The following is a 13,182-nucleotide window of genomic DNA, read 5'->3' on the forward strand; positions in this document are numbered from 1 at the left end:
GAGCGTGATAAATATGACAAATACAATTATTACAATCGGACGTGAATTTGGTAGTGGAGGATGCGAGATAGGTCATAAATTAGCTGAAAAATTAGGTATTAAATGTTACGACAAAGATATGCTGGATCTTGCAGCAAAAGAAAGCGGAATATGCCAGGAGATTTTTGAAAGCCATGATGAAAAACCAACAAACAGCTTTCTGTATTCTCTGGTAATGGATACATATTCCTTTGGTTATTCATCCGGAAGTTATACGGATATGCCATTAAATCATAAGGTTTTTCTTGCACAATTTGATGCGATAAAAAAGATTGCAAAAGCTGGACCTTGTGTTCTTGTCGGAAGATGTGCAGATTATGCATTAGAAGATAATCCTGAGCTTTTAAGCGTATTTATTCATGCAAATATGGATGCCCGTATCCGCCGTATCGCACGTGATTTTGATCTGACAGATGCAAAGGCAAAAGATATGATCCGTAAGACAGATAAACAGCGTAGCAGCTATTATAATTATTATACAAACAAACGCTGGGGAGATGCAAACAGCTATCAGTTCTGTCTGGATAGTTCCAAACTCGGCATTGAAGGTACTGTTGACGCTATTCTTAAACTGATTGAAATCAAAGATGATCAGAAAATTAATAAAAAAATATACTAAATAAAAAAATCCCGGCTATCATAGTTGAGACCTTTTAACTTCAGTCTTATATAACAATAAAAAATAAGAAAGCGGAACATTTTCTCAGTCAGAAATGGATTCTGCTTTCTTATTTTTTATTCAACTGCTTTAGTTTTTTGTTTGAATACTATTTTCTTATATCAAAAATCAAAAAAATATTAATTTTTAAAATTTATTCTCTTAATTTCACTGCCGAAGCCGCCATACGGCGTCTGTCTTCATCAATAGCTGCATAATGTTTTTTGGTCGTATTAACATCTTTATGCCCCAGGACATCTGCCACAAGATAAATATCACCTGTTTCCTTATATAGCGACGTGCCATAGGTACTACGAAGCTTATGAGGTGTGATTTTTTTATTCGGAGTTACCTGACGGGCATATTTCTTCACCATATTCTCAATTGCCTGAACCCCCATACGCTTTCTTTGCGTTGACAAAAATAAGGCTTCTTCATGGCCGGAGAGGGGAGTAATGACTTTCCTGTCAGCTTCAATGTAATTCTCAAGTGCATCCGCAACCTCATCACCAAAATAAACAACCATCTGGCTTCCGCCTTTTCGCGTAACCGTAATTCCATTATTCTTAAAATCTACATCTGTAAGATTTAAACCTACACACTCTGAAACACGGATTCCAGTGCCGAGAAGAAGTGTAAGAATCGCCAGATCACGATTCTTTGTTTTCTGATAATATGCAAGTGCCTGTCCAGTCAGATGTTCACCTGCAGATTCCACATAATCCAAAAGCATTGCCACCTCATCAATATCCAAACGTATAATCGCCTTGTCATGAAGCTTTGGCATATCTACTAAAAGCGTCGGATTCGTGGCAATGTACTGATGCTTAAAGTAATACGAATAAAAGCTTCTAAGCGCTGACATTTTACGTTTTAACCCACGTTCACCGTTGGTAATCATTTCGTTGTCCTCACGCTTATAAACCTTCAGATATTCCATATATTCTTCAATATCAACAGGCTCAATACGCTCCAGATCCTGAACCCGGAACTGATCCATCGTATAATTCTTGTAAATCGGATTATTTTCTAATAAAAAATGAAAGAACACCCGGATATCATATGCATAATTGATTCTCGTCTTTGCAGACGATTTAGGCTCCATAGCCCGGAAATAATCCTTCGCGAATGGCGGCAAAGTCTTTAAGACTTCTCTAAGTCTCAGTGTCTGGTCTATCTGTGTCTGCTTGTAATAATCGCTGGTCATAGTTGATGATTTAGTTATTGTTTTGTCTGCCATAATATTTTCCCCTCGTATTAATTACGTTATGTGTCTATATGATCTTTTAAATATTGGAATATCCTTTATTTCATATAAAAATCTACGTAAATTATACCATAACTTCATCTTCATATCTACATCTTTTGGAAAAATCGGTGTTTGTCGTATAGATTGATTTTACTAATGTGAACATATATATAAATAACACTAGAATGAACTTTAGCCTCCTAAATCAAAAAAAATAAAACTATAACCAAAAAATTTTTTTTCGTGAAATGAACAAAAAAATGAACATAATTCTTCTTTTGAAGTTGATATATTTTAATATATTCTGCTCTCGTATTTCTGGATTTTCTTGTCTGTAATTCGTAATTTTGAGTTGTTTTTGGGTTTGATTCTTTCATACTTTATCTGGCTTTGCTGTACAGCATTTTATCAAATGCGCCGACACAATTTATATCAATTACACATACAAATAACTTTCTCCTTGAGTGTCATAATTAATTTTGACACTCTTTTAATTAATCCGGTGTTCTACAGATACGTAAGATGGTTAGTAACCCTTTCTGATTGAGTAAGCTTAATATGTGTCTCATAATTAAATTTGAGACACATAAAAAATACGCCCGGATTCCTCCTCCAGGCGTATCATAATCTTTATACTGCTTCTCTTCTATTTTACAAGCATTTCCTCTTCTGCTTCCGCTATTTCTGCATCTGTAGCGTGCGTATATTGCTTAATTTTGTCGTGTGGCACATGATCGGCAAGCATATTCTGTATAATTGCTTTTTGACCTTCTGCACGACCTTCTGCTCTTTGATCTTCCCATGCTTTTGCCATATTTACGACCTCCTCGTCTTTAATGGTTATTTCCAGTCCTAATAGTTCATTGCATATTACCGCTGCATCCCTGCTCATTTTTTCGAACAGCGGGTTGCTCTCCATCAGTTTCCCCATTACCTGTTCATTCTCAGAAACACGTATCATTTCCATGACACGGCCGATTTCGGTATGGAACATTTTGTAATCTTTGATTTCCTTTGGAGTGATCAGCGGTAATTCATACTTTGGTATGAACCGTCTCATTTTTTTATCTACAGGTGCTATCATCTCTTCCAGGGTCCTCGGACCGTCCCAGTCTTTTTCACCCCAGTAAATAGTGACCGTAATGACTGGAACTAACCGGTCCTCCTTATGGAATCCGGATAAGAATTCTTCGGATGTCTCTGCTTCCTCCCGGTCATTCCGGTGTTTCTTCCTGATGGCTGAAATCTGTGCTGCATAATTCATGATATCATACAGCATGACCTTTACCGGCATTGCATAATGGATATGGGCCTGGGATTCCACTCCCAGGATCGCATAGATCCTTCCCCGATATTCTTTTGCAATATAGCCTTTCAGTAAATCTCGGAATTTCTGCACTGCAATGACATTGCCGTCATCACCATATGGAAGTGTCAGTTCCGCCGGATCCTGGTCGATCAGTTCGTCCGGCTGCACGACCTGCTCACCGCCATACACGGCATAATTGATGACATCTGCAAAAATGTCGTTTCTTTTTAGATACTCTTTTGTAATAGCATCTATTTTTCCCATGGAATCATCATCTCCTTTTTTGATTTTTCTATCATAAACAGAGATGATCCCTTTCGGAATATCCCTGATAAGCGCATCTAGGGATATCCCCTGTATTTTCTTTTACTTGATTACATGTTCCAGCATATACGACTGGAACGACTTACTTATAATTGTACTTATGTCATTTACTTACTACTATTATTTTAACCAGTATCCGGATTTTAGTCAATGTATTGCTTCAGGAATCTCAACTAAAAGAGTCTCATAATTAAATTTGAGACACCTGCTTTAGGAGTACCAGATACTGCAGATATATTACATGGTTTCGCCCTTTAAATTCTTGATATATCTTAATGTAAAAAATCAAAAAAATGAACATAATTCTGGCAAAAAATAATGTTCATTTTGGAATAATGTTCATTTTTAAAAACAGTGAACAAAATGCAGTTTTCCCAATGTTTATAGTACTTCCCGGCATTCTACTATTTTGTTCATTAATTTTAAGTTATTAGCTAAATAAATCTGGATAAATCAATTTCCAATTCGCCATCATAAATCAAAACGGGAATTTTCTGTGTAAAATCATATTCAAACATATTGTCATTTTCAAAATCAAAAACTGTTACTTTTTGCAAGGTTTTGTCTATAACCCAATACTCTCGAACTCCAGCAGTCCGATATTTGAATGTTTTTACAACATAATCCATCCGTTCACTACTTGGAGATACAATTTCAATTATCCAATCCGGTGCTCCATGGCAGCCTTTTTCGTCAAGAATTGATGGATTGCATATTACAGACAAATCCGGTTCGACATAATTTCTATCATCGTTATTCAAAAAAATGGAAAATGGTGCCAACATTGCCTGACAAGAACCTTTATTATTCATGATATGGCTCTGTACACTAAAAAATAAATATCCAAGTATATCTTGATGTGTTTTTGTCGGTGTTCCCATATCATAAATCTGTCCGTCTATTAATTCTGCACGCTGACCATCTGGTAAAGCCAAAATATCATCAACTGTATATTTATGTTGTTCTTTTGGTAATGGCATAACTAGGACCTCCCTTTTATTTATATTATCTAATTAACATTGGAACATTTACAGGTGGATTGCCAACTGAAAATATTTCAAAGTTACATTTCCATAGGTTTTAATTCTTTCTTCTCGTTATCATAAACAAATATTTGACGGCTCAGAATATCACTCGCTTGATTAAACATTTTATTTACATCTTTTAAAGAACGAAGAATCCGTCTCGGCTGCACTGTTGATACCGGGTGAATTCGTACATCGTGAATACTTGTAAATGATACATAATAACTTCCGACACAAATTTCTGCCAGTTTCTCTAATACTCCAGGATAAAACATTGCAATTGCTCCATTTTTCTTTTTCACTGTCGTAATTGTCGGTGCAAATAATGGATTTATCTTTTCAAGCTTATATCCAAATGCCATAAACGCTCCCTGAGTATATGGAGGATCAATCAAATCTTCTGCACGCAAGTACATACGCGGCGGTGCCCAGACATTCGTATTCCGTAATGCATCTTCCCATATCTCCCCATAATCCTTCTCCCACTTATCAATAAATGCTTTTTGGGCTTTCACAGTACCTAATCCCATTTTCTCATCGTCATAAAGCAATACATATAATACAAGTGCAATATCACCAATCTTCTTGTATACACAATCCTTTAATTCGTATTTATTATCGGTAAAATTTATTGGCCGGACAATCAAACGATTACGAATAAACTCATAATCTGTAATATTCTTCATAATCTCATCCGAACTGTAAAATGATGCTAGCTTGATATTTTCACTGACAATAAAATCAACTCTCTTCCAGCCATATTCCTGATATTCATTGTACAGTTCTTTGGCAGAGAATCGGCAATAAGTATCTGTTCTGCCCTCTAATGTTACAGTTAAATTAATAAAGTCACCGATTAATGTATCCGATTCCACATGATTATATTTTACATTTGTATTCCGTATAAACTCTTTTTCGATATCACTTTCAGCGTTATATCCGTCGGGATAAAATTTATAATTTTCTTCGGAAATGTTCCATTTTTCATTCTTTAGTATATGTTTTTTTAATTCTTCCACAAATGTTAAATATTCCATTTGGTTCCTCCTATATACATATATATATATATATGTATGTTATATTGCTAAAAAATCTAAATCTAAAATTAATTATAACAATCTACTTTTATAATTTCTTCTGAAACAGGAACACAGTTTAGTTTTTTAGTCATAAATTCAAATAATTCTGCTTCGTATCCAGCCGAATATAAAAGCTGCATATTATTAATGTGGTCTACAACCATATAATTCTTACCGTTCTGTTGTATAAAATCCACTTTAAAAGCAGCCGTTAAAACTCCGTTCATTTGCTGAAAACGTTTAATACCTTTTACTTTTATATAATACTCTCCATTATCGTTCCAAAATTCATAATCCAAAGTATCACTTTCAGCAGGACTATATAATCTTTGTATTGCTTCCTCCTTCGAAAAGAAAATTTCGAAAATTAATTTTTGCCCTGCATTTTTATATGTTCCGTTTGAAAATGTACTATATCGATTCCAACGTTTTATAATAAGACATATTGAAATTATCATTAATAAAAAGAAAAAACATATCAGCAAACTAAATTTCAATTTTTCACTCACGTCTATGCCTCCCTATAATGAAATTAACTATTTTATTTACGTCTAATATATTTATGATAACTTCTTGTAATTCTATTGTCAATTCTCTTCTTAGTATAAAGACAGGGCATAAAACTATCTCTAATCTTATGCCCTGTCCATGGGTGAGTGTTTATATATAAGAGAATAACATTCTTATATATCTGAGTAATAAAATATATCTTAAACGCTATATTATTTACACAACAGACTAATTATCTTGCCTGTGTGTCATAATAAGCTACTGTAAGATATTGTCCTGCGTGAATCTGATCTGATGTAAGTCCATTAATAGACATTACTTCATCAATATAGTCATAAATAGAATCGTAGTCATCACCTCTGTATTCTTTAGCGATTCCCCATAACGTATCACCTTCTTTGATCTCAATGCTCTTGTAAAATTTCTGTTCTGGCTGTTCACTCTTATCGTGGGCGGATACCAGATTGCTTCCAAGTGCAATACTTAGTCCAGCAATCATAATAAATGCTACAATCCAAAGTGTTAATGTGTCTCTGTATGTCTTATGCGTTTTCGATTGACACTTTCCTGATTCTGTTCTTCCCATTGTTCTTTCTACTGCATATTCGTTACCCATTCTCATAACTTTTACACTCCTCTTTTTTGATTCCCTAACATGAAATTCTAAATTGTAACTATATCTTTTTGTAGTATCGAATAAATGTTCTCGAACTTTTGTTCGTGATTATATTATATCGAACAGTTGTTTGGATGTCAATATCTTTTTATAAAAATCCGAACATATTTTCTAAACATTTGTTTGCTTTTTAATATGCCCTGTGATAAAATATAACCATCAAATTAGAGACGCTATATCACTAAACTATAAGTATATAGAAGGGCTGATATGAATATACGGGAGGATTATTATAATTATGGCACAGGGTAAGATTACTCCAAAACAACAAGAAATTTTAGATTATATCAAATCACAGATACTGGAACGTGGATTTCCACCTGCAGTACGTGACATATGTGAAGCTGTTCATCTAAAATCTACTTCTTCTGTCCATTCTCATCTTGAGACATTGGAGAAAAATGGATATATTAAGCGTGACCCGACAAAACCTAGGGCAATTGAGATTTTAGATGAGTCTTTTAATTTTAACAGACGTGAGATGGTCAATGTTCCATTAATTGGTCGTGTAGCAGCCGGAGAACCTCTTCTGGCACAGCAGAATATCGAGAACTACTTTCCTATTCCGATGGAATTCATGCCGAATAATCAGACCTTCATGCTGACTGTTTGCGGTGAGAGTATGATCAATGCCGGTATTCTTAACGGGGATATGGTACTGGTAGAACAACAGCAGACAGCAGATAACGGAGATATGGTTGTTGCATTGATCGATGATGGTGCAACTGTAAAGACTTTTTATAAAGAAGAGGGATTTATCAGACTTCAACCGGAGAACGACTTTATGGATCCGATCATCGTAAGAGACTGCCAGATTCTTGGCAAGGTGATTGGTGTATTTAGATTCTTTAAATAATTTTGACATGCAATTTCCTATTACATTATATAAAAAACGGTATGACCTGCGCCATACCGTTTTTTATATTCCACTCTTCTGTTGTATCTAAATTCATTTATTAAGATAATTCGTTCATCTCAACGTCTTTTCCATCACTCCAGATTCTCTCTAGATTATAGAATGGACGGTTTTCTCTGTCAAAAATATGAATGATGATATCACCGTAATCCAGAAGTACCCATGTACCGCTGTTATTACCTTCCTGCTCTTTCAACTCATATCCGGCTTTATGCATCTTCTCTTCTACATTGTCAACAAGTGCACGTACCTGACTGTCACTGGTTCCGTTTGTTATAACAAAATAATCTCCAATGACAGATATCCCAGATATATCGATCACACGAATATCTTCACCCTTTTTCTCATCCAGTGCCTGATATGCTACGCGTGCCATTTCCAGTGCCTGATTCATTCTGTTTCCTCCTGTTATTTTAAATTTGCAGGAATGCGAGTGATTTTGTTGCCCGTCACTTATCGTGGACGCCATCGCCCATCGCATATCTGCTATTAATTATTAATGTTTGGAATAAAGTTCATTGTAATATTGATAAGTCTCTTCGGTTGTCTGATCAATTGGCATGTCCTGCGCTTTCAGATACACCAGAGAATCTCGCAAAATACGATACAGACACTTATCAATATCTTCAAATGCCAAATGCCTCACATCCATCATATTGGGCAGCTCTTTGCGCCCCGGCTCCATATAATCTGCAATATATACAATCTTTTCTAAAAGACTCATTCCCGGACGTCCTGTCGTATGAGAGCGAATTGCCATAAGAATCTCTTCATCTTCTATATCATACTTATCTTTCGCCAGATAAGCACCTAATTTTGCATGCAAGAGACTTGGATTCTTTCGTTCGATTTCTGAAATCTCCAGATTGTATTTTTCGCACATTTTTATCTTTGTATGTCCTGGAATGCATTTTGCGCAATCATGTAAAAGTCCGGCAAGTAAGGCCTTTTTCAAATCTGCGCCATAACGCATTGCCAGTGCTGCTGAAGTATACATTACCCCCTGTGTATGGCGATAGCGGTCTTCATCCAGTTCTTTCATTAATTTTTTACTGATTTTTTCAATTTCCTGATCCATACAGTCCTTCCTTTCTGATGTAAGCTTCGACTTCTGCCGGAATGTATTCTGACACAGGTTCTCCTGATTCTATAAGTTTTCTGATTTCATGAGACGATACGTGTTCTAAAGGCATTGCAAGGAACTTTATATATGCTCCATATTTTCCTTTAAGCATCTGTATCTGTCCATTTAAGGACTCTTTGGTCGCCGCCTCATCTCTGCACGCTGCAAGAATAATACATGCCTTAAAAAGCCTTTCCGGGTGTTTCCATGTTTCGATTGAAAAAAGGGAATCTGCTCCTATGATAAAATAAAATTCATCGTCCGGATACATTTTCCGAAAATGTTCCATCGTTTTATAGGAGTAAGATACTTTTTCCCGCTTCGCTTCATATTCCTGCAGATAAAACTGCTTATTAGCTTTTATTGCAATCTGGGTCATGGCAATTCTTTCATGAATATCCGACTCAATAGAAGACTGTTTTTTATGTGGAGGCATTCCATTTGGCATAAACCAGATCTGATCCAGATCGAACTGCGTAAGTGCAGTCTGGGCAAGATGTAAATGTCCATTGTGGATTGGATCAAATGTACCTCCCATAATTCCTATCTTCATAGATATCACCTCACTGATACCATACATTTTTTTGTTACTGCTTCTTCTGATATCATTTACGGAAGGACAATCTTCTTATTCTTATCTTTTCCTTCTTTATAAAGAACAATTTTTTTGCCGATCACCTGAACAACCTGAGAATGTGTACGCTCTGCCAGCATACTTGCCAATTCTTTTGGATCGTCTGCACAGTTCTTCAGAACACTAATCTTAATCAGTTCTCTTGCTTCCAGTGCCTCAGCGATTGCTTTTGTAAATTCTGGTGTCATACTGCTTTTTCCAATCTGAAAGATTGGATCCATAGTCATAGCCAGACCCTTTAAATATGCTCTCTGCTTCGTTGTCATAACGTGATTTTAATTTCCTTTCTATTTTATTTGTAATAATCGAACTGAAGGCCATACATTTTCACAGTATCTCCTTCTTCTATTCCAAGTTCTTCAAGCTGCTCCAGGATTCCTGTATCCTTTAAGAACTTCTGGAAGAACGCAAATCCTTTTTCTGAATCCAGGTTCGTGTAACCAAGCATCTTCTCAATCTTTGGTCCTTCTACTATATACATATCGTCTTCTTTCTCAACTGTATATGGAAGATCCAGATTAATAAGTTCTTCATCTGGGAAGTACTCAGGCTCGAAAATAATTGGCGCAACATCCAGCTTCTCGATCTCAGTAGAAACATAATAAAGAAGCTCTTTGATTCCTGCTCCTGTAACACCAGAAATTGGAAATACTTTGATTCCCTGTGGTTCAAATTCTTTTTTCAAACGTTCTACCGGATTTTCTGACTCACCATCATCGTAAATCAGGTCTATTTTATTCGCTGCAATGACTTGTGGACGGCTTGCAATCTCTGCATTGTATGCATGTAGTTCTGCATTGATCTTATGAATATCATCCACTGGATCACGCCCTTCACTTCCTGCTGCATCTACAACATGAATCATCATCTTTGTACGCTCAATATGTCTCAAAAACTCATGTCCAAGTCCGATACCTTCAGATGCTCCCTCAATAAGTCCCGGAATATCTGCGATAACAAATCCATTGGCGCCTTCAAGATCAACAACTCCAAGGTTCGGATTGAGTGTTGTAAAGTGATAATTTGCAATTTTCGGCTGTGCATTGGTTACTCTGGAAAGAAGTGTAGATTTTCCGACATTCGGGAAACCTACCAGTCCAACGTCAGCGATTACCTTAAGCTCAAGTTTTACCATCAGCTCTTTTGCCGGCTGTCCAGGCTGTGCATACTTCGGAATCTGCATAGTCGCTGTCGCAAAATGCTGATTTCCAAGGCCTCCTTTTCCACCTTTTAAGATGACCTGACGTCTGTTGTCTCCAGACATATCGGCAATGACCTTGCCTGACTCAGCCTCTTTGATGACAGTCCCTTCAGGAACTTTCAATACGATATCATCAGCGTCTTTACCATGGCATCTCTTCTTTCCGCCTGGTTCACCGTCTTTCGCTGCATATTTTCTGCGGTGTCTGTAATCCTGAAGAGTATTCAATCCTTCGTCCACTTCAAAGATTACATCTCCGCCACGACCACCGTCACCGCCGTCCGGTCCGCCGTTGGGAACATATAATTCTCTTCGGAAACTGACGTGTCCATCGCCACCTTTTCCGGATCTGATCGATATTGTCGCTCTGTCTGCAAACATGTTCTTTCTCCTTTTTTATAATAAAATGCTGTTTTATGATAAAGAAAAAAGATGCTGCACATAACTAACAACTAGCATCAGTTATATTGCAGCATCTTTTGCTCATTCTTAATTATGCTACTGGATAGATAGAAACCTGTTTCTTATCTCTTCCTTTTCTTTCAAATCTTACAACGCCATCAACGAGAGCGAATAATGTATCATCTCCGCCACGTCCTACGTTAAGACCTGGGTGAATCTTTGTTCCACGCTGTCTGTAAAGGATATTACCAGCTTTTACAAACTGTCCGTCAGCTCTCTTAGCACCAAGTCTCTTAGACTCGGAATCTCTACCGTTCTTTGTAGAACCAACTCCTTTTTTATGAGCAAAAAACTGAAGATTTAAGTTCATCATGGTTGTTACACCTCCTCGAAAGTTAAATCAATATATTCTTCGTAGTTCTCGTCATCAGCCATTCCTTTGAGTCCGAGAATCATCGTGTTCAGAAGAAGTCCGGCTTCTTTAGAAGGATTACCTTCCAGATGCCAGGAAATCATGCCTGTCTCTTCATCAGAAAATACAGAAAATGCATCTTCTGTATAAAGTTCAATTGCATTCATCGTATTGATAATCAATACCGATGCTGCTGCACACACAATATCCTGTCCTGGATCTGCATATTCAGCATGTCCCTCTGTCTGAAATCCTGTACATTCTTCCTTCTCATTTTGATAAATGACTACATGAATCATGGATAATCTCCAAAAATTAATTATGCATTAATCTTCTCGATCTTAACTGCAGTGTACTGCTGTCTGTGACCGTTTTTCTTATGGTATCCAGTTTTTCTCTTATACTTGTAAACGATAACTTTTCTTGCTTTACCGTTCTCAACTACAGAAGCTTCAACTGTTGCACCTTCAACAGTCGGATTACCAACCTTTAATCCATCGTTGCTTACTGCGAGCACCTGGTCGAAAGTATAAGTCTCTCCAGCCTCAACACCAAGCTTCTCTACTTTAATGATATCGCCTTCAGCTACTTTGTACTGTTTACCACCTGTTGCTATAATTGCGTACATATGGCACCTCCTATTATCATTACTCGCCAATTACGGTGTCTGCAAAATAATTTTGCAAGACTTTAAAACCTCATTGTGCGGCATACCTGTATATATTAGCATATGATTTTTCAAAAATCAAGTCTTTTTCCAAAAATTCAAAAATAATTTTCAACGCTTATCAAAAACTGCAGAACCGTTCACAATTAATGTGTAATTATAATCCCAGTAATTTTACTGCTGTCCCAGCAAAAATCTGATTTCGTTCTTCCTCTTCCAAAGGCATTTCCTTCAAAATCTCTACAAACTTTTTCTGATCTGCCCACGGAGAATCAGTTCCAAACACAATCCTGTCTGCACCGTGTTCGCGTACCATACGAAGAAACTGTTCTTGCGGCATGCGGTCAAGAATCACACCTGTATCGAAATAAACATTTCTTCCAACCAACCGTTCTTCCACCTCACTCCAGAGTTCATTACCACCCATGTGCGCAAGCACCAGTTTCCCTGGTTCCACTTCATTCAATACTTCTTCTGCCATGGCCGGCGTGCAGTGTATATTATCCGGACACTTCGGATCTTGACCTGCATGCACGCTGATTATCAGTCCAAGCTCAGTAGCATAGGAAATAATTCTCTTATAACGGATATCGTTAAAATAAGTATCCTGATAATCCGGATGAAGTTTGATTCCTTTCATGCCCATATCCTGAATCTGTCTCAGTTCTTCTTTATAATTCTCACTTTCCGGATGCAGACTTCCAAAAGAAATGAGTGTCCCTTCCTGAAAATGTGTTGCAAATTCATTGATTGTATGAAACTGACCTGGTCTGGTTGCAATCGGAAGCACGATAGAATGATCAATACCTGCCTGTTTTGTAGATTCTTTTAGTCCTTTCCATGTTCCATCGGTAAATGGATTCATGTCACCGCCTGTCTTTGACAGGAAATCAATCGTTCTTGCAGCAATTTTATCTGGAAACATATGCGTATGAAAATCTATGATCATAGTTTCTCC

At 36.9% G+C, this 13,182-nt stretch carries 17 protein-coding genes; 2 read left to right on the forward strand and 15 right to left on the reverse strand.

Going from position 1 to position 13,182, the window contains the following annotated elements:
• The first annotated feature begins 13 nt into the window (after positions 1-13).
• A complete protein-coding gene (locus LI164_RS00680; protein WP_005332761.1) occupies positions 14-658 on the forward strand; it encodes an AAA family ATPase in 645 nt (214 codons plus the stop codon).
• A 193-nt stretch (positions 659-851) separates the two neighbouring features.
• On the opposite strand, the gene LI164_RS00685 is transcribed toward LI164_RS00680, so the two are convergent.
• The 6 genes from LI164_RS00685 to LI164_RS00710 all read right to left on the reverse strand — a co-directional run bounded on the left by LI164_RS00685 (position 852) and on the right by LI164_RS00710 (position 6,815).
• Positions 852-1,937, reverse strand: coding sequence for a tyrosine-type recombinase/integrase (locus LI164_RS00685; RefSeq protein WP_005332763.1), 1,086 nt, complete (start codon positions 1,935-1,937; stop codon positions 852-854).
• A 655-nt stretch (positions 1,938-2,592) separates the two neighbouring features.
• Positions 2,593-3,519, reverse strand: coding sequence for an Rpn family recombination-promoting nuclease/putative transposase (locus LI164_RS00690; RefSeq protein ID WP_227086587.1), 927 nt, complete (start codon positions 3,517-3,519; stop codon positions 2,593-2,595).
• Positions 3,520-4,013: 494 nt separating this feature from the next.
• The gene (locus LI164_RS00695; protein ID WP_005332765.1) at positions 4,014-4,559 is read right to left on the reverse strand and encodes a Uma2 family endonuclease; all 546 of its coding nucleotides are present in this window, start codon (positions 4,557-4,559) and stop codon (positions 4,014-4,016) included.
• An 83-nt stretch (positions 4,560-4,642) separates the two neighbouring features.
• Positions 4,643-5,641 carry a DUF5688 family protein gene (locus LI164_RS00700; RefSeq protein WP_227086588.1) on the reverse strand — a complete coding sequence of 333 codons (999 nt, stop codon included), beginning with the start codon at positions 5,639-5,641 and terminating at the stop codon, positions 4,643-4,645.
• Positions 5,642-5,709: 68 nt separating this feature from the next.
• Positions 5,710-6,192, reverse strand: coding sequence for a hypothetical protein (locus LI164_RS00705; RefSeq protein ID WP_040015447.1), 483 nt, complete (start codon positions 6,190-6,192; stop codon positions 5,710-5,712).
• A gap of 233 nt (positions 6,193-6,425) precedes the next feature.
• Positions 6,426-6,815 (reverse strand): LysM peptidoglycan-binding domain-containing protein, encoded by a 390-nt coding sequence (locus LI164_RS00710; RefSeq protein ID WP_005332771.1) that lies wholly within the window; start codon positions 6,813-6,815, stop codon positions 6,426-6,428.
• 292 nt (positions 6,816-7,107) lie between these two features.
• Here LI164_RS00710 and lexA point away from each other — a divergent pair, with 292 nt between their 5' ends.
• Complete coding sequence (gene lexA, locus LI164_RS00715; RefSeq protein ID WP_029732398.1) at positions 7,108-7,725, forward strand: transcriptional repressor LexA; 618 nt, start codon at positions 7,108-7,110, stop codon at positions 7,723-7,725.
• A gap of 100 nt (positions 7,726-7,825) precedes the next feature.
• Here the strand turns inward: lexA and rsfS are convergent, their stop codons facing one another.
• The 9 genes from rsfS to LI164_RS00760 form a co-directional block, all read right to left on the reverse strand.
• Entirely contained in the window at positions 7,826-8,179 is a 354-nt protein-coding gene (gene rsfS / locus LI164_RS00720; protein WP_005336327.1) for a ribosome silencing factor, read from the reverse strand.
• Between the two features lie 102 nt (positions 8,180-8,281).
• Entirely contained in the window at positions 8,282-8,863 is a 582-nt protein-coding gene (yqeK, locus tag LI164_RS00725) for a bis(5'-nucleosyl)-tetraphosphatase (symmetrical) YqeK (RefSeq protein WP_005332788.1), read from the reverse strand.
• Complete coding sequence (gene nadD / locus LI164_RS00730) at positions 8,847-9,461, reverse strand: nicotinate-nucleotide adenylyltransferase (RefSeq protein WP_119195555.1); 615 nt, start codon at positions 9,459-9,461, stop codon at positions 8,847-8,849. Before nadD ends, yqeK begins: the two co-directional genes overlap by 17 nt.
• 56 nt (positions 9,462-9,517) lie before the next feature.
• Positions 9,518-9,808, reverse strand: coding sequence for a ribosome assembly RNA-binding protein YhbY (yhbY, locus tag LI164_RS00735; protein ID WP_005332792.1), 291 nt, complete (start codon positions 9,806-9,808; stop codon positions 9,518-9,520).
• A 26-nt stretch (positions 9,809-9,834) separates the two neighbouring features.
• Positions 9,835-11,124 (reverse strand): GTPase ObgE, encoded by a 1,290-nt coding sequence (obgE, locus tag LI164_RS00740; RefSeq protein ID WP_005332798.1) that lies wholly within the window; start codon positions 11,122-11,124, stop codon positions 9,835-9,837.
• 112 nt (positions 11,125-11,236) lie between these two features.
• Positions 11,237-11,518, reverse strand: coding sequence for a 50S ribosomal protein L27 (rpmA, locus tag LI164_RS00745; RefSeq protein WP_005332800.1), 282 nt, complete (start codon positions 11,516-11,518; stop codon positions 11,237-11,239).
• 5 nt (positions 11,519-11,523) lie between these two features.
• Complete coding sequence (locus LI164_RS00750) at positions 11,524-11,856, reverse strand: ribosomal-processing cysteine protease Prp (RefSeq protein WP_005332802.1); 333 nt, start codon at positions 11,854-11,856, stop codon at positions 11,524-11,526.
• Positions 11,857-11,876: 20 nt separating this feature from the next.
• Positions 11,877-12,185 carry a 50S ribosomal protein L21 gene (gene rplU / locus LI164_RS00755; RefSeq protein ID WP_005332804.1) on the reverse strand — a complete coding sequence of 103 codons (309 nt, stop codon included), beginning with the start codon at positions 12,183-12,185 and terminating at the stop codon, positions 11,877-11,879.
• Positions 12,186-12,381: 196 nt separating this feature from the next.
• Complete coding sequence (locus LI164_RS00760) at positions 12,382-13,173, reverse strand: amidohydrolase family protein (protein ID WP_227086589.1); 792 nt, start codon at positions 13,171-13,173, stop codon at positions 12,382-12,384.
• Between the last annotated feature and the right edge of the window lie 9 nt (positions 13,174-13,182).

The sequence above is a fragment of the Dorea sp. 210702-DFI.3.125 genome (assembly GCF_020560945.1).
Taxonomy (GTDB): Bacteria; Bacillota; Clostridia; order Lachnospirales; family Lachnospiraceae; genus Dorea; species Dorea formicigenerans.

Bases quoted from the DNA above. Each gene is read 5' to 3' on its own strand.
- nadD (WP_119195555.1), bottom strand. From the start codon at position 9,461: ATGAAGATAGGAATTATGGGAGGTACATTTGATCCAATCCACAATGGA.
- yhbY (WP_005332792.1), bottom strand. From the start codon at position 9,808: ATGACAACGAAGCAGAGAGCATATTTAAAGGGTCTGGCTATGACTATG.
- obgE (WP_005332798.1), bottom strand. From the start codon at position 11,124: ATGTTTGCAGACAGAGCGACAATATCGATCAGATCCGGAAAAGGTGGC.
- LI164_RS00750 (WP_005332802.1), bottom strand. From the start codon at position 11,856: ATGATTCATGTAGTCATTTATCAAAATGAGAAGGAAGAATGTACAGGA.
- LI164_RS00685 (WP_005332763.1), bottom strand. From the start codon at position 1,937: ATGGCAGACAAAACAATAACTAAATCATCAACTATGACCAGCGATTAT.
- rsfS (WP_005336327.1), bottom strand. From the start codon at position 8,179: ATGAATCAGGCACTGGAAATGGCACGCGTAGCATATCAGGCACTGGAT.
- rplU (WP_005332804.1), bottom strand. From the start codon at position 12,185: ATGTACGCAATTATAGCAACAGGTGGTAAACAGTACAAAGTAGCTGAA.
- lexA (WP_029732398.1), top strand. From the start codon at position 7,108: ATGGCACAGGGTAAGATTACTCCAAAACAACAAGAAATTTTAGATTAT.
- LI164_RS00700 (WP_227086588.1), bottom strand. From the start codon at position 5,641: ATGGAATATTTAACATTTGTGGAAGAATTAAAAAAACATATACTAAAG.
- LI164_RS00680 (WP_005332761.1), top strand. From the start codon at position 14: ATGACAAATACAATTATTACAATCGGACGTGAATTTGGTAGTGGAGGA.
- LI164_RS00760 (WP_227086589.1), bottom strand. From the start codon at position 13,173: ATGATCATAGATTTTCATACGCATATGTTTCCAGATAAAATTGCTGCA.
- rpmA (WP_005332800.1), bottom strand. From the start codon at position 11,518: ATGATGAACTTAAATCTTCAGTTTTTTGCTCATAAAAAAGGAGTTGGT.
- yqeK (WP_005332788.1), bottom strand. From the start codon at position 8,863: ATGGATCAGGAAATTGAAAAAATCAGTAAAAAATTAATGAAAGAACTG.
- LI164_RS00695 (WP_005332765.1), bottom strand. From the start codon at position 4,559: ATGCCATTACCAAAAGAACAACATAAATATACAGTTGATGATATTTTG.
- LI164_RS00710 (WP_005332771.1), bottom strand. From the start codon at position 6,815: ATGAGAATGGGTAACGAATATGCAGTAGAAAGAACAATGGGAAGAACA.
- LI164_RS00690 (WP_227086587.1), bottom strand. From the start codon at position 3,519: ATGGGAAAAATAGATGCTATTACAAAAGAGTATCTAAAAAGAAACGAC.